Here is a 22,110-nt window from a genome sequence, read left to right on the forward strand (position 1 = left end):
GCGCCCGGCTGCCCCCCATCGCGCGGCCGCGTGATGCCGCCGCGCGACCACCCGGGCGGCGTCCGGCGCCCGCTGGGATGGACGCGAAGCGCTGACCGGGGCCCTACTCCACCACCACGCGGCGCAGGTGCGCGCCCAGGCGCGTGACGACCTCGTAGTGGATGGTCTGCGCCCAGCCCGCGAGCGCCTCGGCGGTGATGGACTCCTCGCCGTCGCGCCCCAGCAGCGTCGCCGTCACGGGGTGCTCGTCCGGCGTCGCCCGCGTCACGTCCACGATGAGGTGGTTCATCATCACGCGCCCCAGCACCGCGCACCGCCGCCCGTTCACCAGCACGTGCGCCTTGCCCGACGCCAGCCTCGGGTAGCCGTCGTAGTACCCCACCGGCAATACAGCGATGCGCGTGGGCTCCGACGTCCGGTACGTGCAGCCATAGCCCACGTACGCATTCGCCGGCAGCCACTTCACCACCTGACTCCCGCACCGCCACGACAACACCGGCCGCAAGGACGGCACCTCGCCCAGCACCAGCCGCGCCGACAGCCGCGTCTCCGCCGACGGCCACAGCCCGTACAACGAAATCCCCACCCGCCGCGCCTCGTAGCGCGCCCGGGGCAGCACCAGCGTCGCGGCGCTCGCGGCGATGTGCCGCTGCAACACCCGCCCGGTCCCCAGCTGCGCCGACAGCAGCCCCAGCCCCGTCTCGAACGCGTCCACCTGCGCCAGCGCGTACCCCTGCTCCGTCACGTCCTCCGTGTTGGCGAAGTGGCTCAGCCCGCCCACCACCTCCAGCACGTCGCGCGCGTCCACGAGGAACCGCGTCTCCCCGGGCAGCTGCTCCAACGTGAAGCCCTCGCGCCCCAGGCCCGTGTCGATGTGGACATGGACCCGCAGCGGCCGAGCCAGCCTGGCCGCGCGCAGCACCGGCACCGCGGCCTCCCAACCACGGTCGGCCACCACCACCTCCACGCCCTCCCGCGCCAGCACCACCGCCTCCTCCGGCGCCACCGCCCCCAGCACCACCACCTGCCGGGGAGCAAGGCCCTGGGCCCGCTCGTGCTCCCGCACCCGCAGCGCGTCCTGCGGCGCGATGAAGTACAGGATGTCCACCCGCCCATGGACCACCGGCAGCACCTGCGACAGCCCGTGTCCGTAGGCGTTGCCCTTGAGCACCACGCCCAGTGCCCCCGAGGACCCCTTGCCCCCCTCCAGCGCCCGGAACACCTCCACGTTGTGCCTCAGCGCACCCGCGCTCAGCTCCAACCACGAGGTATGAGCCGCGTCCCCAGGCCCGCCACCAATGGACTCCACGTGCACCTCCGCGACGTCGACTCCCGTCCCATACCAGCAATGGCCGGGCCAGGGAGCGCGCGGTCCAGGGGCCGCGGGCGCCCGTTTCCGGGACAGGCGAGCCCCTTGTCACACAAGGCACCCAGGCGTCCCACTCCCGTCACGAGACGGGGCAAACAAGCGTTCACTTCGGAAATGGTCGAATCTGGATTACGGGAGGGGGGTGCTATCGTCCCACGGCGTGTCCTCCCCGGACGTTTCCCTGGCCCAGGCCTTCATCGCGGCGCGAGGTGTCCCCTGCGCGCCGGAGTCGCTGCCCCCGCTTCAGGCGTTGCTCGCGCGCGTGTTGGGTACGGCGCGCGCGGCGTGGCCCGGGGTGGAACTGGACGGCGCGCGCTTCGTCGTCCACCTGGCGCGGCTGCTCCCCGCGCAGGCCCCCTCCGAGGACGTGGAGAAGTTCCACCTCCCGGACGTCTACCTGGCGCGCGCGGCGGCGGACCAGCTCCCCTCCGCGTTGAGTGCCTTCGAGGCGAGCTTCATGCCCGAGGTGAACGCCGCCGTGGCGCGGCTGAAGCTGCCGCCCTCGGGGCTCGACGAGGTCCGCCAGCTTTTGCGCCAGCGCATGCTGGTGGGCAGCCAGGATGCCCCCGCCCGACTGGCGGCCTACCCCGGCACGGGTCCCTTGAGCGGCTGGGTGCGCGCCGCGGCGCTGTGGCTCGCGCTCGACTGGCAGCGCCAGCGCGGCGGACACCCCCAGGCGGATGATGGGGATTTGTCGCTGCTCGTCGCGCCCGGGGACGACCCGGAGCTCGTCTACTTGAAGAACACGTACCGCGCGGAGTTCAGCGCGTCGTTCACCACCGCGCTCGGCACGCTGGAGGCGCGTCAGCGCAACTTCCTGCGCATGAAGTACCTGGACGGGCTGAGCATCGACCAGCTGGGCGCGCTGTACGGCGTGCACCGCTCCACGGCGGCGCGCTGGGTGGTGGCCGCGCAGGAGTCGCTCCTCCAGGAGACGCGGCGCCTGCTCACCGAGAAGCTGCGGCTGACCGGCTCGCAGCTCGACAGCGTGCTGCGCCTCATCTCCAGCCAGCTCGACGTCAACCTCAGCCGCCTCTTGCGCTCGAAGGTGGAGTGAGCGATGCGCACGCTCTTCATCGGCGACGTGCACGGCTGCGCGCGGGAGCTGGACGCGCTGCTGACCGCGTGCGGCTGGTGCCCCGACGACCGCGTGGTGCTGGTGGGGGACCTGGTCGCGAAGGGGCCGGACTCGGCGGGTGTGGTGCGGCGGGCGCGCGAGCTGGGGATGCTCGCGGTGCGCGGCAACCACGACGCGCACGTGCTGCGCTGGCACTCGGGCCGCGGGCCCGAGGGAAAGAAGCTGGGCAAGGAGCACCGCCAGGTGCTCGACACGCTGTGCGCCGAGGACTGGGCGTACCTGGAGGCGCAGCCGCTGTATCGCCGCTTCCCGGAGCTGAACGTGCTCGCGGTGCACGGCGGGCTGGTGCCGGGAGTTCCCCTGGAGGCGCAGCGCGCGGACGAGCTGCTCAACCTGCGCAGCATCGCCCCGGACGGGACGCCGTCGAAGCGGGTGGACGGCGGCGTGCCCTGGGCCAGCTGCTGGAAGGGGCCGGAGCTGGTCATCTTCGGCCACGACGCCATGCGCGGCGTGCAGCAACATCCGCACGCCGTGGGGCTCGACTCGGGCTGCGTGTACGGCGGGCGGCTCACCGCGTACGTGATGCCGGAGGGCCGGCTCGTGTCCGTGCCGGCCCAGCGCGCCTATGTCGATGTGCACGGCTCGCCGTGAGGCGGGCACTCCGCGTCAGATGATGCCGCCGTTGGCGCGCAGCACCTGCCCGTTGACCCACGCGCCGTCGGGGCCCGCGAGGAAGGAGACCACCGACGCGATGTCCACGGGCTGCCCCAGCCGCTCCAGCGGGGCCAGCTTCGCCAGCCGGTCGACGACCTCCTGGGGCTTGCCGTCGAGGAACAGGTCCGTGGCGGTGGGGCCGGGGGCCACGGCGTTGACGGTGATGTCGCGGCCGCGCAGCTCCTTGGCCAGCACGCTCGTCATCGCCTCCACGCCCGCCTTGGTGGCCGCGTAGACGGCGTACGTGGGCTGCAGCAGGCCCACCACGCTGGAGGAGAAGTTGATGATGCGCCCGCCCTTGCGCAGCCGACGCGCGGCCTCGCGCAGGGTGTTGAAGGTGCCCTGGAGGTTGACGGCGACGAGCCGCTCGAAGGCGGCGTCCTCCATGTCCGCCACGGGCGACAGCGTCATGATGCCCGCGTTGTTGACCAGCACGTCCACGCCGCCGAAGGCCTTCTCGGCCGCGTCGAACATGCCGCGCACCTGGGCGCTCTTGCTGATGTCCGCCTTCACGGCCAGGGCCTTGCCGCCGGCCCGCTCGACGTCACGCACGAGCGCCTCCGCGGGCCCCGCGGAGCTCGAGTAGTTCACGATGACGCTGAAGCCGTCCCGCGCGAGCCGCTCCGCGACCGCCGCGCCGATGCCTCGCGATGCCCCGGTGACGAGGGCGACCTTCGAACCCTGGATGCTCATGTGATTCCTCCCGGCCGGACTTCCGTGACGAAAGCCGGGAGGAACCATGTCTTTCGCTCGGCGGGAAGCAGGGAGTGACGCGGGGTCCGCCGTCACTGTCCGCTAGAAGTCGCGGGCCTGCTTGCGCAGCTCCGCGGCGAGCCGCCCCTCCATCTCCTCGCGAATCTCCTCGCCGTAGGCATCGCTCTCGTAGAGCAGCGTCAGCAGGCGGTCTCGCGCCACCTGGTAGCCCAGGAGCCGGACCGCCGTCTCCGGGGCCTTCCAGCGGGCGACGACCACGTACCCGTTCCGGGACGCGCGAATCTCCGGCTCCGGAGAAGAGGGTTCCTCCTGGGTGTCGTCGTACGCGTCAGGCCGGTCGTCATCGTCCACCTGGGCCTCCACGAGCGGCGGCGGCGCCTCGTCCATCGCGTCCTGCTCGACCGCCACGAGCGGCGGCACGTCCATCTGCGCCTCGCCCTCCCGAGCCCCTTCGCGCGATGAGGCCATCGCATCGTCCGCAGGAACTCCGCTCGCCTGGGCCCGCGCGGGTGCCTCGCTCCCCGCCTGTCCTCCCGTCGCCTGCGCCCGCGCTGGTGCCGCGCTCCCTGCGCGTCCTCCCGTCGACTGCTCCTGCGCGGGTGTCGCGATCTCCGCCTGTCCTCCCGTCGACTGCGCCTGAGCGGATGCCTCGCTCCCCGCCCGCCCTTCCATCGCCTGCGCCTCCACGGGAGGCGCCACGGTCACCCTCCCCGACTCCTCCACGAGCGGCGGCGAGGACATCGCCTCCGCCGGTGCTTCGCTCGTCCCGAACGCGGAATCTCGCCGCGCGGGCGCCCACTCAGCCGCGGGCGGCGACGTCTTGGTGAGCAGCCACGCCAGGTCGATGGACTCGCGGTACTTCAACACACGTCGCGACGAGCCTCGCTTCCGGGGCCGCCCGTACTTCGCGTTCAGCACCTCCACCATCTGCTGGTGCTCGTCCCGCAGGACCTCCGGGGTCGCGAAGCGCACGAACACCGAGCCCAGCTTGTCTCCCGCGAAGAGGAAGAACACCCGGGCCGGACGCTCCCCGAGCGTCGTCGACACCACCAGGTCCTCGCGCGCCGTCACCAGCGCCTCGGGGTACAGCGCCCGCACCTGCGCGCGCGACATGCCCCACTGCGTGGCCTGGAAGCCCTCGCCGCCATACTTGCCCGCATGGTCGGCCCGAATCGCCGCCCGGCGCTCGTGCACCGTCGGCCCGTGGTGACGCGAACCACAGCCGCCCGCGAGCAGCAACACCACCATCCACCCGTAACGCTTCATCGAGCCCATCTCTCCGGCTCCCGACTTCGAATGACCCGGCACCCCGCGCGAGCGTAGGCCAGGAGGCCCGCGCGAGACCATGCCAGTCATCCCGGAGGAGGACCCCACCGCCGGAGGCGGACACGAGGCCCACCTCCGGCGCGGCGTCACGTCCGCTACTCCACCTCCTCGAAGATGAGCAGGCCCCGCGAGGTGTCGATGACATACACGTGGCCGTCATCCGGGATGCGCACGCCGATGGCGCCGTCGAAGAACATCAACCCCCGCGCCCGGTCCGTCGCCCGCCAGGTGTTGTAGTAGGCGACCTCCTTCATCTCCGAGGGCCGCGACACGTCCAGCACCCGCACGCCGTGCTGGTAATGGCTCAGGTAGAGCCGATTCCCCTTCAGCTCCATGTTGTGCACGGAGACGCCCGGGGTGAGCCGGTACTCGCCGACGAGGATGGGGTCCTTCGGGTCCGTCATGTCGATGGCCCGCACGTGCCCTCCCCAGTCCTCGCCGCCCTCGAAGACGATGAGGCGGTTGTTCACGTAGTGCCAGCGGTTCGTGTGGCTGGTGGAGCGCGGATAGACATACTCCCCCACCTTCACCACGTTCGCCGGGTCGCTCACGTCGAGAATCAGCAGGCCCGCGCGCCAGTGATTCACGAACAGCCGGTTGCCCCACGCCGTGGCGTCATGCGGGAAGGAGGCCACGCTGGGATTGACGCTCGGGTCCGCGTAGCGACCGAGCAGCACCGGCTCCCGCGCGTTCTTCACGTCGAAGATGAGCGTCACCGGCGCCGGCGAGATGGACATCGCATACAGCCGGTCCATCGCCACGAAAACGGTGTGCACGTTGACCGCACCTCCGCCCGGCAGCGCGCTCACCAGCACCGGGTCCGCCGGGTCCGAGATGTCGAACACCAGCAGCCCCCGCGCCGCGCTGGCGACATACAGCGCGTCGTCCTTGGCCCACACGCCGTTCCAGTAGCTGTCCCCCGGGAAGAACACGTTCTTCACCAGCCGGGGCGCCTTGCGGTCCGCCAGGTCGAACACGTAGAGCCCGCCGGGCCCCTTGAACGCATCCTCCAGCGACACCACGTAGGCGTGGCCCTTGGTGACGAAGACGTCGGCCACCGTGCCCTGGGGCACCACGCCCTCACCCACCAGCTCCAGCTTGGAGCCCTCCGCCTCGCCCTCGCGCCGGCGGACCTTCTCCAGCTCGAAGGTGCCCTGGAACGCCGGCGTGCCACCCAGGCAGTTCACGAAGCAGCCCGTCAGCCGCGTCGAGCCCTCCGCCTTGCACCCCACCATCGACGTCCGGTACGCCCGCCCATCCGGAAGCGTGCCGCCGCGCGAGGCGAAGAAGGTGCTCTCATCCAGGCGCGACTCCGGGAAGGGCACGCCATCCTGGAACACGCGCCCGTCCTCCAGGATGCGCACCGCTCCGGTGCCCTGGCTGTTGTCGTTCGTCAGGATGTCATTGCCAATGACATGCAGGGTGAAGATGCCCGCGCCCCGCACCGCCCCCAGGCTGTCGCGCGAGCAGGCCGACAGGTCGAAGGACTCCAGCGTTCCGCACGCGGCGCTCGTACTCCCGGCGGGGAGCACCGGGCAGGCGGCGAGCGGCTCGGTGGACCAGTCCCCGTGGTCCTCCAGTCTGTGGGAGGGCCCCTGCTCCACGGGCACCTTCACCACGTCATCCAGCTCGCGGGAACACGCGCTCCCCATCCCCGCGCAGAGCAGGACCCAGAGCACGCCACCTTTCCACCGGTTCGTCATGAAGCTCCTCGTTCATGTGTTCCGGCCCCTGGACTCCAAACGTCCGGGGTCCCTCCCGCATATCGAACGAAAAGCCAGACGATTGCGCCGGCGGCGCGGCACCTTCAGGGCTGCGCGGCGTAGAGCTGTCCGCGCATCTCCCCGTAATAGGTATGCGCCTTGGTGTGCAGGTTGAAGTAGAGCACGCCCTTGCGCGCCAGGGACTCCAGGCTGGCCAGCGTCCGCGTCTGGGCAAGGAACCCCAGCTCCGCGGGGCAGCTCTCCGGCAGCCCGGGCTTGATGCCCTTCATCTCCTTGACGAAGGTGACGTTGGCGTTGGTGAGCTCCACGGACCAGCGCCCGTTGGCGAGCGTCTTCGACAGGTTGCCCAGCTCCCCGAAGTCCACCACCACCGGCCCGAGCACCCCGGGCGGCCCGCAGTGGATGTGGAACATGAGGATGTCCGCGGGATTGACGCCCGTCATCTCCACCTCCACGTAGGCCCGGGTCAAATCCTTGCTGAAGCGCAGCACGCCGTACCCGCGGGACTTGCGCGCCTCGCGCGGCGTCGAGGGCGCGGTGGCGCCCAGGCTCTTCTCCAACAGCTTGGGCACCTCCGACTCCTCACCCGGCTCCTGCGCGGGGCTGAGGAACGCCTCGTAGACGGTGAAGGTGCTCGCCCCGAGCGCGGGGTCCTTGGCGTGGGCCGAGGACACGAGGACACAGGTCGACACGAGCGACATCAGCAACGGACGCATGGCGGGCTCCAGGGCGGGGATGAGACGCTCCTGGCGTAGCGTGGATGCGAGGGCCCGCGGATGGCCGAAGATGGCCACCCGATGGCCGCCCCGCCCCATCACAGCGGCTCGAGGAACTGGCGGATGTGCGTGAGCACCTGGCGCACCTTGGGAATCTCGCTCAGGGCCTCCGGCACGCTCAGCCTCAAGGGGCGCACCCGGCCCACCACGTCCGGGAGCACCGCCACCAGCGCGTCCCCTCCCGCCGGGTCCGGCAGCTCCACGCTGGGAATCAGGCCGATGCCCTGCCCCGCCAGACAACACACGCGGACGAAGTGGATGTCGGTGGAGATGAGCGCGGGCGCCACCGGGAACGGGGCCCCCGTGAGCGTGGGCCACACGCTCGCGTCGTCACCGGGCGCCTGCCAGCAGAACAGCTCGTGCGCCTTCAGGTCCTCCACGGAGGCGGGCATGCCACGCTGGCGCAGGTAGGTCTCGCTGGCCCACAGCCCCTCGCGCACGCGCAGCACCACCTGCGACAGCCACGGCCCGCGGGGCAGCGCGTCGCCGAAGTGCGCCGCCAGGTCCACGTCCTCCAGCGACTCCGACAAAGGGTGCTCGCTGAAGCGCGCGTGCACGCGCAGCTGGGGATAGGTGGTCCGCAGCAGGCCGAAGAGCGGCGCGAGCAGGTGCGGCGGCATCCCCACCGGCAGCACCACCCGCAGGGTGCCGGAGGGCGTGTGCCCCACCTCGCGCAGCGACGCCACCAGCGCGCTCGTCTCCTGCATCATCAAGCGGCCCCGGCGCGCGAGCAGGGCCCCCGCCTCCGTCAGGATGATGCCCGTCCGGGTGCTCGTGAGCAGCGGCACGCCCGCGCGGGCCTCCAGCGCCTCCACGCGCCTGCGCAGCGTGGTGCGCGACACCGCCAGCACCTCCGCCGCCTCCAGGTACGAGCCCGTCTCCGCCACGCCCACGAAGGCTCGCAACTCTTCCAGGTCCATGCCGTCCTCGCTCCGGTGGAGGCCACCGCGCGCATCTTCCCTGAAGCCCGCCCGCCCGCGCGAGCCCGCCCTCCGCGCCCGGAAGCGTCCGGCACGCGCGGCTCAGTACACGCGGCCCCCGTGGACCGGGCCCGCGCGCAGGTACTCGACGCCCTCGAGCACGAGTCGCCCCGTCGACGGCTCCACGTGGCCCACGCGCTGCCGCGTCATCCAGGACCGGTCCACCTTGACCAGGCTCCAGCCGTCGCAGTCCACCGGGGATGACCCGACGAAGCGCCCCAGGTCCAACGTGAGCTCCCCCGCGGACGTCACGGGGAACTCGACCTCCCGGGCCCCCTGTGAGGGGACCGCCACGGTCTCGAAGCGCGCACCCGCCAGGTACTCACAGGCGGTGCGCGGGGGGCCTGTCAGCGCCGCGGCCTGGCGCGCCTCATGCGGCGAGCGCCGCTCGGACATCTCGTCGATGGGCCCCTCGGGCCGTGCCCAGGGCAGCACGGCGTCCGCGCCCGAGGGCGCGGTCGGGTGGTCCGGCAGCACCGCCGTCACCTCCACCCTCCGGAACAGCCCTGGCTCGACGCGGACCGAGCTCGCGCGGCCGTCCTCCGCGACCACCGTCACGAACCTCGCGTGGGGGAGCTCCACCCGGAAGACGCCCTCGGTGAACGCCACCCGCCCCTTCATCCGAGGCTCGTTGCCACACAGGCCGCCCGGCAGCGTGAAGGAGACGAAGCCCCGGGCCACGGGCCTGCCGCGCGCGTCGAGCACGCGCCCCCTCACGTCAATCCCATCCTCGAAGGTGCGCATCGGCCCGGAGGGCCCCTCGACCCGCGAGACCGGCAGGTACACCGTCGTCGGCTCCGGCGGGCGGACGTCCCAGAGGGCCCCGCGCGACTGGCTCAGCCACAGCAAGAAGCCCCCCGTCACCAGGACCTGGCGCCAGGGCCCCAGCCGCCTCCACACCGCCGTGGTAGCCTGCGGGATTCCTCCTCCCTGCCTCCCAATCCCCATGAAGAAATTCCTGATGGTCGCGGGCATGCTGTGCGTGCTGCTCGCGGGTTTCGCGCTCAAGACAATGAGAGACGCGGGTCAGTTCCGTTCCATCGCCCCCCACGCCCCCGGCAGGTGCAAGCCGGTGTCGGGCATGCCCGGCGCGGAGGACCTCACCTTCCATCCGAGCGGCGAGTACGCCTACGTGTCCTCGCATGACCGCCGCGCGGCGATGGCGGCCGGCGCCCCCGTCCGGGGCGACATCTACCGCTACTCGCTCGAGGGCGACACGCCGCCGGTGCTGCTGACCGGGAGCTTCCAGGGCACCTTCCAGCCCCACGGCATCAGCCTGTACGTGGACCCCACCGGCGCGCAGACGCTCTTCGTCGTGAACCACCTCCCGGGGCACCGCAACACCATCGAGCGCTTCGAGGTGGGCAGCGACGGCCTGCTCGTCCACCGCGCCACCCGCGAGGGCCCCGAGCTCGTCTCGCCCAACGACGTGGTCGCCGTGGACGCCGAGCGCTTCTACGTGACGAACGACCACGGCAACCCGCCGGGCTTCTGGCAGACCCTGGAGGACTATCTCCAGCTGGGCCAGGGCAACGTCCTCTACTTCGACGGCCAGCGCTTCAAGAAGGTCATCGAGGGCACCACGTACGCCAATGGCATCAACCGCTCCCACGACGGGGCCACGGTGTACCTGGCGCAGGCCGTGGGTCGCACGCTCGACAGCTACTCGCGCGACGTGGAGACGGGCGCGTTGACCCTGCGCCACTCGCTCGCGCTGGACACCGGCCCGGACAACATCGAGCTCGACGCCGAGGGCAACCTCTGGGTCGCCGCCCATCCGAAGCTGCTCGACTTCGCCGCCTATGCGGGCGACACCACCGGCAAGGCCCGCGCGCCCGCCCAGGTGCTGCGCCTGTCCGGCACCGACGCGGACATGAAGGTCACCGAGGTCTTCCTCGACGACGGACAGCAGACCTCCGCCACCGCCACCGCCGCCGTCTTCGGCAAGCGGATGCTGCTGGGCCCTGTCTTCGAGAAGGACTTCCTCGACTGCGAGCTGCCCTGAGGCCCACCAGAATCCGACGCGCCCCTTGTCCCCCAGTCCCGGCCGGCTTGTCCTGACTTGAGGAGCTCCCCACCCTCCGTCGTGTCGAGGTAGGGCGAAGTGTCACGAGGGGGATGACTGCATGGGGAGTCGGCTGGGTTGGCGAGGCATGGTGGGGCTGGGTGGGCTGCTCGCGACGTTCGCGCCCTGGAGCGCGCAGGCCACCGAGCACGCGGGCGAGGACTGGCGCCCCAGCTCCGGGTACTCACTCAAGAAGGACAAGCGGCACCGCCGTCACCACGAAGAGGCCGCCATGGGCGGCTCCGGCATGGCGGCCATGTATCCACGGCTGGGCGGTCACGTGGGCTTCGCGCTGCCGCTGCTCAACATCACCGACGATGACACCACGGTCATCGGCGGGGACTTCTTCTCCCTGGGCCTGACGCCCGGCATCTCGCTGAAGCTCACCGAGCAGTGGACGCTCGACTTCGAGTTCATCGCCTTCAGCCGCTGGGACTTCGAGAAGGACGGCGAGCCGGAGCGGGTGGGCACCAGCTTCGTGGTGGACCCGGGCCTGCTCTACAACTTCGGCGGCTTCACCGCCGGCGTGCGCCTGGCCATGCAGGTGGGCGCGGGCCAGCCGTTCAACCTGGGCGTCGTGCCCATCGTCGTGAAGCCCTTCCCCATCACCGAACACCTCAAGTGGTTCCTCGAGCTGGACCTGCCGCTGTTCTTCACCGGCGCGCCGGGCGACAGCGGCTTCAGCTTCGGGCCGCAAATCCAGACGGGCATCGCCTTCTGAGCGGACCTCACGGCGCGTCGGAGGACGCGGCGTTGTTCCACCGGGGCTCGCCACGCGGGTCCTTGCCCCTGTCCGCGGAGTCGAACAGGAGCAGGTGCTTCTCATGCACCGGCTTGGGAGGCACGGGCGCCAGCACCAGCCCCGCCTGACGCAGGACCCGCGCGAAGGGGGGATGGAGGATGGCTTCGCGCCACCGCGCATCGTGGCGCTCCGCGTCCTCGGCGCTCAGCGTGACACCCGCCGCGAGCAGGGCCTGGAGCAGCTCCAGCTTCGAGGCGTCCGGGCACCTGCGGGCGTCCAGGGCCGACAGATACAGGAACGCGCCCTGGGTGGCCTTGTCCCAGCGAGCCCCATGGCTCAGCACCAGGGGAATCATGCTCGGACGACAGGCCCCCGTCGCCGCGTACAACAGGGCGCCCACCTTCCCCGCCGTGCTGGGATTCGCTTTCGCCTCCAGCAGCAGCCCCACCATCTCCTCGTCCGCGGGAGCGCCCCCCGGGCGGTTCACCGCGGCGCCCAGGGGCATCACGTCCCCCCGGCTCGGCAGGTTCGGGTCGGCGCCCTTCTCGAGCAGCACGTCGACGACCGAGCTGCTCCCCGACTGCACCCCCGCCACGAGCGGCGTGGGCAGCCGAGGCAGCTGGGCATTCGGGTCCGCCCCCGCCTCGAGGGAGCGCCGCACCAGGTCCGCATGTCCCAGCCGGGCCAGCTCCGCGAGCGGCGGCCACCGCGCCCCCGCCTCCACGAGGACCTCCACGGTCTGCAGGTCCCGCTGGAGCAACGCCCGGTAGGCGGGCCAGCGCTCGAAGCTGGCTTCGTTGCCCTTCGGCGGAACCCAGCCCGCGCCCACCGCCGCGCGCATCAACAAGGGGCTGCGGTGCTTCAGGGAGAGCTCCGCGGCCCGCTCGAGCACCCGGACCTGCACCTTTCCGCGCAGCTCGCGGCTCAGCGAGAGGGCGCGCGTGGAGTCCCGGCTCCGGAACGCCGACAGGAGGTCCGCCTCCCGCAGACACCCCTCCTCCTCCGTGTTCGCGCCCACGAGCCCCGCCTCCACCGCGGACAGCGCCTGGAAACGGGCGAAGCACCGCGCGGTCCACCCATGGGGCGGCCAGGCCTCCGCGTGCCGGGGCACCCGCAGGGAGGGGTCCGCCCCCGACGAGAGCAACAGCCGGGTGATGGCCACATCCGCCTTCTCGGCCGCCGCCATCAGCGGCGAGAGGTTCCGCGTGGCCTTGGACCTGCCCGGCAGGTTGATGCCACGCCCGGAGGCGATGAGCTCACCCAGGCGGAACCCGTCCGAGCGGAGCACGGCCTCCATCACCGGCTCCTCCGCCACCTCCACGAGCGAGGCCGCCCCGTCAGCCCCTCCCTCGATGCCCTCGGGTCGCTCGCCCGCCACGCCACAGGGCTCAGGCGCTGCCGTCGTCGCCGCGCAGAACTTCACGCCATCGCAGTAGGCCAAGACGCGGCAGTCGCGCGGATGCTGCCCGCAGCGCTCCACCGGCAAACCCTCGCACCACACGACAGGGGCCCGCGCGGTGGGGCCTCCCTCGCCGGACAACCCGCGTTGCTTCAGGACGAACAGCCCGGCCGCGGCGCCCATCACCAGACAGAGCGCCACGAGCACCAGGGCTTTCGTCACGCCCCGGCTCCGGCGGTGGGACGACCAACGGGGGGCGGCAAGGGCCATGGCTGTCATTCAACCCAATGACAGCCCGCCTTGGAAAGCCACCCCCCGGTGGAAACCTCAGCCCTTCTTGAGGAGGTTGTCCGCCACGAAGTCCCAGTTGACCAGGTGCGTGAGGAACGTCTCGATGAACTTGGGCCGCAGGTTGCGGTGGTCGATGTAGTACGCGTGCTCCCACACATCGATGGTCAGCAGCGCCTTCTGGCCGTGCTTCATCGGCAGGTCCGCGTTGCTCGTCTTGGTGACGGCCAGCTTGTTCTTGTCCAGCACCAGCCACGCCCAGCCGGAGCCGAACTGCGTGGCGGCCGCGTTGGAGAACTCCTCCTTGAACTTGTCGAAGGAGCCGAAGTCGCGCTCGATGGCCGCCAGCAGCTCGCCCGTGGGCAGCCCGCCGCCCTTGGGCTTCATGCAGTTCCAGAAGAAGGTGTGGTTCCAGACCTGGGCCGCGTTGTTGAACACGCCGCCGTCGCTGCTGAGGATGATCTCCTCCAGGGACTTGTTGGCCTCGGCCTTGCCGTCCAGCAGCTTGTTGAGGTTGTTCACGTACGCCGCGTGGTGCTTGTCGTGGTGGTACTCCAGCGTCTCCTTGCTCATGTGCGGAGCGAGGGCGTCATGGGCGTAGGGAAGAGGGGGCAGCGTGACGGCCATGGTCAGGTCCTTTCCAGGGTAAAGGGACGAGGACACCTACCACCATCCCACCCAGGAAGAGGGCCTGACTCCAATCCATTGGCGTGCCGCCAACCTGCTGGAGCCTCCCGGCCATCCTCGGGTCAACACTTCGACGCGTCGTACGAGGGCCCGCCCTCCGGGTGGGCGGGCCCTACATGGAGCGTCGCCTTTCACACGGTGGGAGGCCGCACCAGCAGGACCGGCCGCGAGGTGCGCGACAGCACCGCCTGCGTCGTCGAGCCGAGCAGCGCGCGCTTGAGCCCCGTGCGCCCGTGGGTCCCCATCACCACCGCGTCCACGCCCAGCCGCTCCGCCGTCTGCACCAGCGCGGTGACGACGTCCTCGGCATCCATGATGACCTCCGCCTGCGCGCGGCGTCCGGTGGCCTCCGCCTCGCGAGGCACCAGCGCCATCAGCCGGCCGCGCTCCGTGTCCACCTGCGAGCCCAGCTCCGCCACGGACACCAGGTAGACCTTGCCCCCGGGAGGCACCAGGCCGAAGGCGTGCGCCACCGCGTGGTTGCCCGTCTCGGAGAAGTCCGTGGCCACCATGACCTCGCGGAACGACGGCAGGGGCGCGTCCACGCCCGGCGCCATCGCCTGCGACGGGATGCAGGCCACCGACACCCGCGCCAGCCTCAGCGCGTTGTGGGACACGCTCCACATGCGCCCCAGCGCCCGGCGGTGGTGCGTGCCCACCACCAGCAGGTCCGCCTGCTCGCGCGCGGCCAGCTCCACCAGGTGGTCCGCGATGCGGCCCAGGGACGGCTCCAGCACCGTGCGCACCTTCACGCCCTGCGTGCCCAGCGGCGTCACCAGGGCTTGCGTCTCCTTGTCCAGCACCGCGCGCAGCTCCGGCGTCACCTCCGCCAGCTCCATGGGCCGCGGCAGGCCCAGCCGCCGGTACTCCTCGTCCGGCCACACCACGCGCGCGCCCACCACGTCCAGCGGGCCCCACACGCCCAGGGCGCGCACCCACTCACGCGCGGCCTCGTACGGCAGCGAGCGGTCCACGCCCAGCACCACCTTGAGCGGCCGCTGGCCCCGCGCCCACGCCTCCATGGCGTTCGCGTCCTGCACGGCGAGCAGCGGCACCTCCAGCGACTGCGCCAGCCGGTCCACCGTCCCGCCGACGCCCAGGAACGGGGCCTCCTTGCTGGGCGAGGCCGCCACCACGAGCGTGGCCAGGCGCTGGCGGGCCACGTCTGCGACCTCGGCGGAGGGCTCGCCGGTGCGCAGCTCCTGCTCCACGCGCGCGCCCTTCTGGGACAGCCGCTTCGCCTCGTCGCCCAGCGCGGCCTCGGCCGCCTGGAGCAGCGAGGGACCGAAGGCCCGCGCGGAGTTGGGGTTGAGCACGTGCACCAGGAACAGCGGCACGTTCGCCTTCCGGGCAAGCTCGGCGGCGACGTCACACGCGCGGCGCGCGGCATCGGAGAAGTTGGTGGCGCAGACGATGGACATGGGGGACTCCTCGAGTCGGCTACGGGATGGGGTTCACGCGGGCCGCACCTGCTCCACGCGCACCTCGTTGACCAGGGGCTCGCCGCGCTCGAAGGCCCGGACGCTCGCGAGCGTGGTGTGGGCGATTCTGCCCAGCGCCTCGCGGGTGAGGAAGGCTTGATGCGAGGTGACGAGCACGTTGGGAAAGGTGAGCAGCCGCGCCAGCACGTCGTCCTGGAGCACCTGGCCGGAGAGGTCCTGGAAGAAGACGCCCTCCTCCTCCTCGTACACGTCCAGCCCCGCCGCGCCGATGTGGCCGGACTTGAGCGCGTCGATGAGCGCGCGGCTGTCGATGAGCGCGCCCCGGCCCGTGTTGACCAGCACCACGCCGCGCTTCATCCGTGCCAGCGCCTTCGCGTCCACCATGTGGTGGGTGCCCGGCGTCAGCGGCACGTGCAGCGAGATGACGTCGCTGACGGCGTAGAGCTCCTCCAGCGTCACGTAGCGGGCGCCCACCTCGCGCGCGAAGGTCGCGTCGGCGACGGCGTCGAAGCAGACGACGTCACAGCCGAAGCCCCGGAAGATGCGCGCCGCGACGCGGCCGATGCGGCCCGTGCCGGCGATGCCCACCGTCTTGCCCGCCAGGTCGAAGCCCACCAGGCCGTCGAGCGAGAAGTTCCAGTCGCGCACGCGCGCGAAGGCGCGGGGGATGTGGCGGTTGAGCGAGAGCACCAGCGTCACCGCGTGCTCGGCCACCGCGTGCGGTGAGTACTCCGGCACGCGCGTCACCCGCACGTCCAGCCGCCGCGCGGCCTCCAGGTCGATGTGGTTGTAGCCCGCCGAGCGCGTGGCCACGAGCCGCACGCCGCACGCACGCAGCAACTCCAGCGTGGCCGCGTCCACGCGGTCGTTCACGAACGAGCACACGGCGTGGAAGCCCTCCGCCAGCCGCGCGGTCTGCGCCGTGAGGCGGGGCTCCAGGAAGGTCAGCGCATGGCCGAAGTCCGCGTTGGCTTCCTCCAACGCGCTCCGGTCGTAGCGATGGGTGTCGAATACCGCCAGCCGCATGCCTGCCCTCCCGCCGACGGACCGGGTGCCCGTCCTGATGGTGCTCCCTGCAACGCCCACACCATGCCCTCCTCGTGGCTCGGGCGCGATGGAGGACCGCGAAAAAACTGCGCATGCGCGACAGAGGGCGCAAAAAAGTCAGGGCACCGTGGCGGGCGGGCAGGCGGTGCCCTCGGCGTGACGTGCTCGCGGGGGGGACGCGCCGGGGCCCCGCGCGGCCTACCTTTCGCAATGAGAGGCTGTCGAGAAGGAGGCGTCATGTTCCGCTGCGCGGCCTGTGGTGCGTTCAATCGTGTGAGAGAGCCCCGACCCTCGGGAAACCCCGAGTGTGGCCGGTGTCACCGGGCGCTGGACCTGTCGGGCGCGCCGCAGGAGGTGGACGGCGAGGGGCTGGACCGGGCGGTGCTGGGCTCGCCGGTGCCCATCCTGTTGGACCTGTGGGCGCCCTGGTGCGCACCGTGTCGCGCGGCGGCCCCCATCCTGGACGCGGTGGGCCGGGCCCAGGCGGGGCGACTGCTCGTGCTCAAGCTCAACACGGAGCAGAACCCGCGCTCCGCGAGCGCGCTCGGCGTGCAGGGCATCCCCACGTTCGTGGTGTTCCAGGGCGGGCGCGAGGTGGCGCGGCGCAGCGGGGTGATGCCGAAGCCGGAGCTGGAGCGCTGGGTGGCGGGCGCGACGTCGGCGCAAGGAGGCGCGGGCGTGACGGCCTGAGTCGTGCATTCGAGTGCGGCCCGCGCCTCGGCTCGGGGCCCGCGCAGGAGGGGAGTCGACATGGAGTCCGAGGCCGCGCTGCTGACGGACCTCTACCAGCTGACGATGACGGAGGCGTACCTGGCCGAGGGCCAGTGGGACGAGGGGGTGTTCAGCCTCTTCGCGCGCCGGCTGCCTCGCCAGCGCAACTACCTGGTGGCGGCGGGCCTGGAGGACGTGCTCCAGACGCTGGAGGGCTTGCGCTTCGAGTCCGAGGACCTGGCGTGGCTCGAGTCGACGGGCCGCTTCTCGGACCGGCTCTTGCGGTGGTTGGAGCGCTTCCGCTTCAGCGGGGACGTGGACGCGATGCCGGAGGGCACGCCGGTCTTCGCGCAGGAGCCGCTGCTGGAGGTGCGGGCGCCGCTGCCGGAGGCGCAGCTGGTGGAGACGTACCTGCTCAACCTGGTGCATCTGCAGACGCTGGCGGCGTCCAAGGCCTCGCGGGTGGTGGAGGCGGCGCGGGGCCGGCCGGTGATGGAGTTCGGGCTGCGGCGCATCCACGGCGCGGACACGGGGCTGAAGGTGGCGCGCGCGGCGTACCTCGCGGGGGTGGACTCGACGTCGAACGTGCTCGCGGGGAAGCGGTATGGGATTCCGCTCGCGGGGACGATGGCGCACAGCTACGTGCAGTCGCACGACGATGAGCTGGAGGCGTTCCGCGCCTTCACGCGCGTGTATCCGGACGCGACGCTGCTGGTGGACACGTACGACACGCTGCGGGGCATCCAGCACGTCATCCGGCTGGCGCGCGAGCGGGGTGAGGAGTTCCGCGTGCGCGCGCTGCGGCTCGACTCGGGGGACCTGCTCGCGCTGTCGCTGGCGGCGCGGGAGCTGCTCGACGAGGCGGGGCTTCAGCGCGTGCGGCTGGTGGCCAGTGGCGGGTTGGACGAGGAGCAGGTGGCGGGGCTGCTCGCGCGGGGCGCGCCCATCGACAGCTTCGGGGTGGGCACGGCGATGGGCGTGTCCGCGGACGCACCCTCGCTGGACATGGCCTACAAGCTGGTGGAGTACGCGGGCCGGGCGCGGGTGAAGCTGTCCGCGGGCAAGGCGCTGCTCCCCGGGGCGAAGCAGGTGTACCGGCAGGAGGAGGACGGCGTGGCGAGGCGCGACCTGCTGGTGCGGCGGGGAGACGCGGCGCAGGGGCGTCCGCTGTTGCGGCCGGTGATGCGCGCGGGACAGCGCGTGCCCGGGGCCGTGGCGTCACTGGCCGAGGCGCGGGAGTACGCGCGTCGGGAGCGTGAGCGCTTGCCGAGGGAGGTTCGGGCGCTGCAGCCAGCGAGGCCGCCCTACTCGGTCGTCATCGGGGACGGGCTGGCGCGGGCGCGGGCTCACGAGGTGGAGGTCTGGGCGACCGAGCCGTGATTCACCGAGACGTTTCGCGCGAGGGCGCCGTCCACGGCGAAGGCGCCGCTGCCGAGGAGGACCTGGGTGACGAGCGCCATGATGAGGAAGGCGACGTACTCCCAGCCTCCGCCCGGGTTGGTGAACATCCAGCCCAGGGAGGCGTGGGACGCGAAGGCGCCGAGCAGCACGGGCAGGAGCGCCAGTGACACGAGGCGGACTCGCAGGCCCGCGATGAGCGCGAGGCCGCCGAGCAGCTCCATGGCGAACACCGGCGTGGCCGTCCACCCGGGGAAGCCATGGGCCACGAAGAACCGGGCGGTGCCCTCGAGGGTGAAGATGAACCACTTGGCGCCCGCGTGGGCCAGGAACACGACCCCCAGGGATACGCGGAGCACGGTGGCGGCGAGGGCGGATGAAGCGGGATGGGATGCGTTGTCGAGCATGACGACGACCTCCGGAAGACGGGTGAGCTGACGCGACATGGAATGCGCGCCTGGCGGCTCCGGCGGAAGGTCTGTGTCGAGAACGAATCGTTCTGCTGGCAGGACAATCCCGTGCGTCGGTCCGTTCAGCCCCAGCGCGCGGGACGGAACTCCGCGGCCAGCACGTCGAGCAGGGCGCGCACCAGCGGCGCGGGGGAGCGCCCCGCCGCGTGGACCGCGTGGATGCCCACGGGCCTCGGCATGAAGTCGTCCAGGACGGTGACGAGCCGCCCCGCGCGCAGGTCCTCGTCCACCATGAAGCGCGGCAGCACCGCGAGGCCGATTCCCTCCGCCACCGCCTCGCGCAGCAGGGTGCCGTTGGCCACCGTCAGCGGACCGCTCACCGACACGGGGATGCGCCCCCGGGGGCCGTGGAAGCGCCACTCGTCCTCGGCGCGCAGGTGCGCGTAGCGCAGGCACGCATGGCCCGACAGGTCCTCGGGCCTGCGGGGTGTCCCCCTGCGCTTCAGGTAGGCGGGCGCCGCGCAGACATACAGCGCGGTGGTCGCGAGCTTGCGCGCCACGAGGTTCGAATCGCGCAGGCGCGTGATTCGCAAGGCGACATCCACCCGCTCCTCGACCAGGTCCACCAGCCTGTCGCTCAACATCACCTCCACCGAAGCCCCCGGGTGGGCCGCGAGGAAGCGCGCCAGGGGCCGGGCCAGGTACATCTGCGCGAAGCTGATGGGCGCGTTGACGCGCAGACTCCCCCGTCCCGCATCGGAGGCCCCTCGCGTGGCGGCGCCCGCCTCCTCCAACAGGCGCGCGGCATGCGCGTACACCCCCATCCCCGCGTCCGTGACGGAGAGCTTGCGGGTGGTGCGGATGAGCAGCCGCTCCCCCACCCTGGACTCCAGGCGGGAGACACGCGCGCTCACCACCGACTTGGACACCCCGAGCACCGCCGCCGCCCGGGTGAACGAGCGGTGCTCCACCACGCGCGCGAAGCACGCGAGGCCCAGCAGGTCATCGAACAGAGGCTCCGTCACGCGCGCAGGCTGCCACGGACATACCTCAAGGACCAGATACACACATCTACACCGTATTTCCAATGCAACCAGGTGACTGTTATGCCGCCGTCACGCGGAGTTGACGTGGAAGACCGCCCGGAGCGTCGGTCCCACTTGTCACAATGCGGGCCTCACCATTCACCACGAGGAACGGATGACACGAGCAACCACAGCGAAGACGTGGCTGGGCCTGGGACTGTGCGGAGCGCTGGCGACGATGGCGGGCGCCACCACGGCGGCAGCCGAGGCGCCGCGTGCCGAGACGCGGGCGGCCTTCACCTCGCCCTGGTCCGCGGCGGCGTCGATGAGCCAGGTGCGCGCGTACCACACGGCGACGCGGCTGCCGACGGGCAACGTGCTCGTCACGGGCGGCAGCGGCTGGGGCAGCGTGACGGCGTCGACGGAGACGTACAACCCGAACACCAACACCTGGGCGGCGACGGCGACGATGAGCCAGACGCGCTCGAACCACACGGCGACGCTCCTGTCCTCGGGCAAGGTGCTCGTGGTGGGCGGCCAGGGCGCCGGCACGCTGGCGAGCGCGGAGCTGTACAACCCCTCGACGAACACGTGGAGCGCCACGGGCAGCCTGGCCACGGCGCGGCGGGGCCACAAGGCGGTGGTGCTGTCGACCGGCAAGGTGCTGGTGTTCGGCGGCTTCGGGGCGACGGCGCTGAAGAGCGCGGAGCTGTATGACCCGGCGACGGGCACGTGGACGGCGACGGGTTCGACGTCCGTGGTGGCGGGCCGCGCCAGCCTCACGCGGCTGCCGTCCGGCAACGTGCTGGCCATCAACGACGACGGCGTCGTCGGCGCGGCCGAGGTCTACAACGTGAGCACGGGCACGTGGAGCACCGCCGCGGCGGCGCCCGCGTTCTACGGGCACGCGGCCATCCTGCTGAACCAGGGCGCGGTGCTGGCCGTGGGACAGGAGCAGGGCCAGTACGCGAGCGGCGCGTGGCTGTTCTGGCCGGAGGACAACGAGTGGGAGTACACGTCCTACGCCACCGAGGAGCGCCGCATGGGCCACTCGCTGACGCTGCTGCCGTCGGGCAAGGTGCTCGTCGCGCGCGGCACGCGCAACCAGATTGGCGGCGTCACGGAGGTCTACGACCCGCAGGCCTTCTGGCAGCTGTCCGTGGTGGGCAATGACCAGCCCACGCAGGGCCACACCGCCACGCGCCTCATCAACGGCAAGGTGCTCGTGGCGGGCGGCACCAGCCAGGAGGAGCCCGAGCTGTACTCCTCCGCGGAGCTGTTCACCGAGTAGCCCGCCGTCTCGGCGCTGCTGCGTCCGCTCCGACGCAACCTCCCCGCCGAGGTCCTCCGCGAGAAGAAGAAGCCCTGAGCCGTCACCTCACGGCTTCACCCACTGCTCGCTGTCCGGGGGCCCACCGAAGTCATCGCCCTTCCTGGGAGGCTGCCGCGAGCGCTTCACCGGCAGCCTCCACCCGCGCCGCACGGAGATGAGCCGCACCAGCGCGCCCACCGCCATGCCCGCCGCCAACGCCAGACGCCTGTGCCCCATGAGCGAGAACGCCAGACACACCACGCTCGCCGCGAGCGCGGCGATGGCGTAGTACCCGGGCTCCGGCCTCATCACCGTGGGCGTGCGCCGGATGAGCACGTCGCGGATGATGCCGCCCCCCGACGCGGTGATGATGCCAATCAACACCGCCGTCCCCGGACTGAGCCCCACCTCCAGCGTGCGCTGCGTGCCCGCCACCGCGAACGAGCCGAGCGTCAGCGCGTCCAGCATCGACAAGAGCTTCACCGTCGGCCCGTGCCGCAGCTCGAAGAGGAACGCGGCGAACGCCCCCGTGAAGGCCGCGACCAGATACGCCGGCTTCACCAACACCAGCGGAGGCCCCACCTGCAACAGCGTGTCGCGAAGGATGCCGCCGCCCACGCCGGACACGAGGCCCAGGACCAGGAAGCCCATCAGGTCCATCTTCCGACGCTCGGCCAGCAGCGCGCCCAGCACCGAGCCGGAGAACACCCCCAGCAGGTCCGCCACCAGCGTCCCCAGCGAGATGACCTGCTCCTGGACATTCGGTTCCGTCAGGTCGAGTGACATGGCATGCGCGAGGCGGCCCGTCAGCGCTCCACCACCCCACTGGCAGCGTGGGGACGCCACGCGCCGCGGGCAACACACGCCGACAGGCCCAGGGACCGTCCGCACGGCGCTCCCACC

21 protein-coding genes are annotated in these 22,110 nt (G+C 71.8%); 7 read left to right on the forward strand and 14 right to left on the reverse strand.

What is annotated here, in order from left to right:
* Positions 1–103 precede the first annotated feature (103 nt).
* Positions 104–1,315, reverse strand: a complete 1,212-nt coding sequence (gene alr, locus K8640_RS31170; protein ID WP_223750412.1) for an alanine racemase — start codon at positions 1,313–1,315, stop codon at positions 104–106.
* Positions 1,316–1,511: 196 nt separating this feature from the next.
* Here alr and K8640_RS31175 point away from each other — a divergent pair, with 196 nt between their 5' ends.
* Positions 1,512–2,426: a transcriptional regulator gene (locus K8640_RS31175; RefSeq protein ID WP_223750413.1), complete on the forward strand. Its 915-nt coding sequence runs from the start codon at positions 1,512–1,514 to the stop codon at positions 2,424–2,426.
* Positions 2,427–2,429: 3 nt separating this feature from the next.
* Positions 2,430–3,098 carry a metallophosphoesterase gene (locus K8640_RS31180; protein WP_141332676.1) on the forward strand — a complete coding sequence of 223 codons (669 nt, stop codon included), beginning with the start codon at positions 2,430–2,432 and terminating at the stop codon, positions 3,096–3,098.
* A 15-nt stretch (positions 3,099–3,113) separates the two neighbouring features.
* Here the strand turns inward: K8640_RS31180 and K8640_RS31185 are convergent, their stop codons facing one another.
* From K8640_RS31185 to K8640_RS31210, 6 genes are all read right to left on the reverse strand, one after another.
* A complete protein-coding gene (locus tag K8640_RS31185) occupies positions 3,114–3,854 on the reverse strand; it encodes an SDR family oxidoreductase (RefSeq protein ID WP_223750414.1) in 741 nt (246 codons plus the stop codon).
* 102 nt (positions 3,855–3,956) lie between these two features.
* Positions 3,957–5,141 (reverse strand): hypothetical protein, encoded by a 1,185-nt coding sequence (locus K8640_RS31190; RefSeq protein WP_223750415.1) that lies wholly within the window; start codon positions 5,139–5,141, stop codon positions 3,957–3,959.
* Between the two features lie 155 nt (positions 5,142–5,296).
* Positions 5,297–6,904, reverse strand: a complete 1,608-nt coding sequence (locus K8640_RS31195) for an LVIVD repeat-containing protein (RefSeq protein WP_223750416.1) — start codon at positions 6,902–6,904, stop codon at positions 5,297–5,299.
* A gap of 104 nt (positions 6,905–7,008) precedes the next feature.
* A complete protein-coding gene (locus K8640_RS31200) occupies positions 7,009–7,641 on the reverse strand; it encodes a CHRD domain-containing protein (RefSeq protein ID WP_223750417.1) in 633 nt (210 codons plus the stop codon).
* Positions 7,642–7,739: 98 nt separating this feature from the next.
* On the reverse strand, positions 7,740–8,621 hold the full coding sequence (locus K8640_RS31205) for a LysR family transcriptional regulator (protein WP_223750418.1): 882 nt from the start codon (positions 8,619–8,621) through the stop codon (positions 7,740–7,742).
* Positions 8,622–8,723: 102 nt separating this feature from the next.
* The gene (locus K8640_RS31210; protein ID WP_223750419.1) at positions 8,724–9,629 is read right to left on the reverse strand and encodes a hypothetical protein; all 906 of its coding nucleotides are present in this window, start codon (positions 9,627–9,629) and stop codon (positions 8,724–8,726) included.
* Between K8640_RS31210 and K8640_RS31215 the strand changes: the two genes are divergently transcribed.
* Positions 9,628–10,686 carry an SMP-30/gluconolactonase/LRE family protein gene (locus K8640_RS31215; RefSeq protein ID WP_223750420.1) on the forward strand — a complete coding sequence of 353 codons (1,059 nt, stop codon included), beginning with the start codon at positions 9,628–9,630 and terminating at the stop codon, positions 10,684–10,686. The genes K8640_RS31210 and K8640_RS31215 overlap by 2 nt on opposite strands.
* A gap of 121 nt (positions 10,687–10,807) precedes the next feature.
* The gene (locus K8640_RS31220; RefSeq protein ID WP_223750421.1) at positions 10,808–11,467 is read left to right on the forward strand and encodes a hypothetical protein; all 660 of its coding nucleotides are present in this window, start codon (positions 10,808–10,810) and stop codon (positions 11,465–11,467) included.
* A gap of 7 nt (positions 11,468–11,474) precedes the next feature.
* Here K8640_RS31220 and K8640_RS31225 read toward each other — a convergent pair whose 3' ends face one another.
* The 4 genes from K8640_RS31225 to K8640_RS31240 form a co-directional block, all read right to left on the reverse strand.
* A complete protein-coding gene (locus K8640_RS31225; RefSeq protein WP_223750422.1) occupies positions 11,475–13,109 on the reverse strand; it encodes a hypothetical protein in 1,635 nt (544 codons plus the stop codon).
* Between the two features lie 105 nt (positions 13,110–13,214).
* Entirely contained in the window at positions 13,215–13,802 is a 588-nt protein-coding gene (locus K8640_RS31230) for a superoxide dismutase (protein ID WP_223750423.1), read from the reverse strand.
* Positions 13,803–13,993: 191 nt separating this feature from the next.
* Positions 13,994–15,283, reverse strand: coding sequence for a universal stress protein (locus K8640_RS31235; RefSeq protein WP_223750424.1), 1,290 nt, complete (start codon positions 15,281–15,283; stop codon positions 13,994–13,996).
* A 33-nt stretch (positions 15,284–15,316) separates the two neighbouring features.
* Positions 15,317–16,330: a 2-hydroxyacid dehydrogenase gene (locus K8640_RS31240; protein ID WP_223750425.1), complete on the reverse strand. Its 1,014-nt coding sequence runs from the start codon at positions 16,328–16,330 to the stop codon at positions 15,317–15,319.
* A gap of 258 nt (positions 16,331–16,588) precedes the next feature.
* On the opposite strand from K8640_RS31240, the gene K8640_RS31245 reads away from it, so the two are divergent.
* The gene (locus K8640_RS31245; protein WP_223750426.1) at positions 16,589–17,041 is read left to right on the forward strand and encodes a co-chaperone YbbN; all 453 of its coding nucleotides are present in this window, start codon (positions 16,589–16,591) and stop codon (positions 17,039–17,041) included.
* Between the two features lie 60 nt (positions 17,042–17,101).
* Positions 17,102–18,442, forward strand: coding sequence for a nicotinate phosphoribosyltransferase (locus tag K8640_RS31250; RefSeq protein WP_223750427.1), 1,341 nt, complete (start codon positions 17,102–17,104; stop codon positions 18,440–18,442).
* Here the strand turns inward: K8640_RS31250 and K8640_RS31255 are convergent.
* Both K8640_RS31255 and K8640_RS31260 read right to left on the reverse strand, forming a co-directional pair.
* Positions 18,409–18,906, reverse strand: coding sequence for a DoxX family protein (locus K8640_RS31255; RefSeq protein ID WP_223750428.1), 498 nt, complete (start codon positions 18,904–18,906; stop codon positions 18,409–18,411). The genes K8640_RS31250 and K8640_RS31255 overlap by 34 nt on opposite strands.
* Before the next feature lie 86 nt (positions 18,907–18,992).
* Complete coding sequence (locus K8640_RS31260; protein WP_223750429.1) at positions 18,993–19,895, reverse strand: LysR family transcriptional regulator; 903 nt, start codon at positions 19,893–19,895, stop codon at positions 18,993–18,995.
* A 175-nt stretch (positions 19,896–20,070) separates the two neighbouring features.
* Between K8640_RS31260 and K8640_RS31265 the strand changes: the two genes are divergently transcribed.
* Complete coding sequence (locus K8640_RS31265; protein WP_223750430.1) at positions 20,071–21,186, forward strand: kelch repeat-containing protein; 1,116 nt, start codon at positions 20,071–20,073, stop codon at positions 21,184–21,186.
* 87 nt (positions 21,187–21,273) lie between these two features.
* Here the strand turns inward: K8640_RS31265 and K8640_RS31270 are convergent, their stop codons facing one another.
* Positions 21,274–21,993 (reverse strand): trimeric intracellular cation channel family protein, encoded by a 720-nt coding sequence (locus tag K8640_RS31270; RefSeq protein WP_223750431.1) that lies wholly within the window; start codon positions 21,991–21,993, stop codon positions 21,274–21,276.
* Positions 21,994–22,110: the final 117 nt, after the last annotated feature.

It is taken from the genome of Myxococcus sp. XM-1-1-1, from assembly GCF_020037095.1.
GTDB lineage: Bacteria > Myxococcota > Myxococcia > Myxococcales > Myxococcaceae > Myxococcus > Myxococcus fulvus.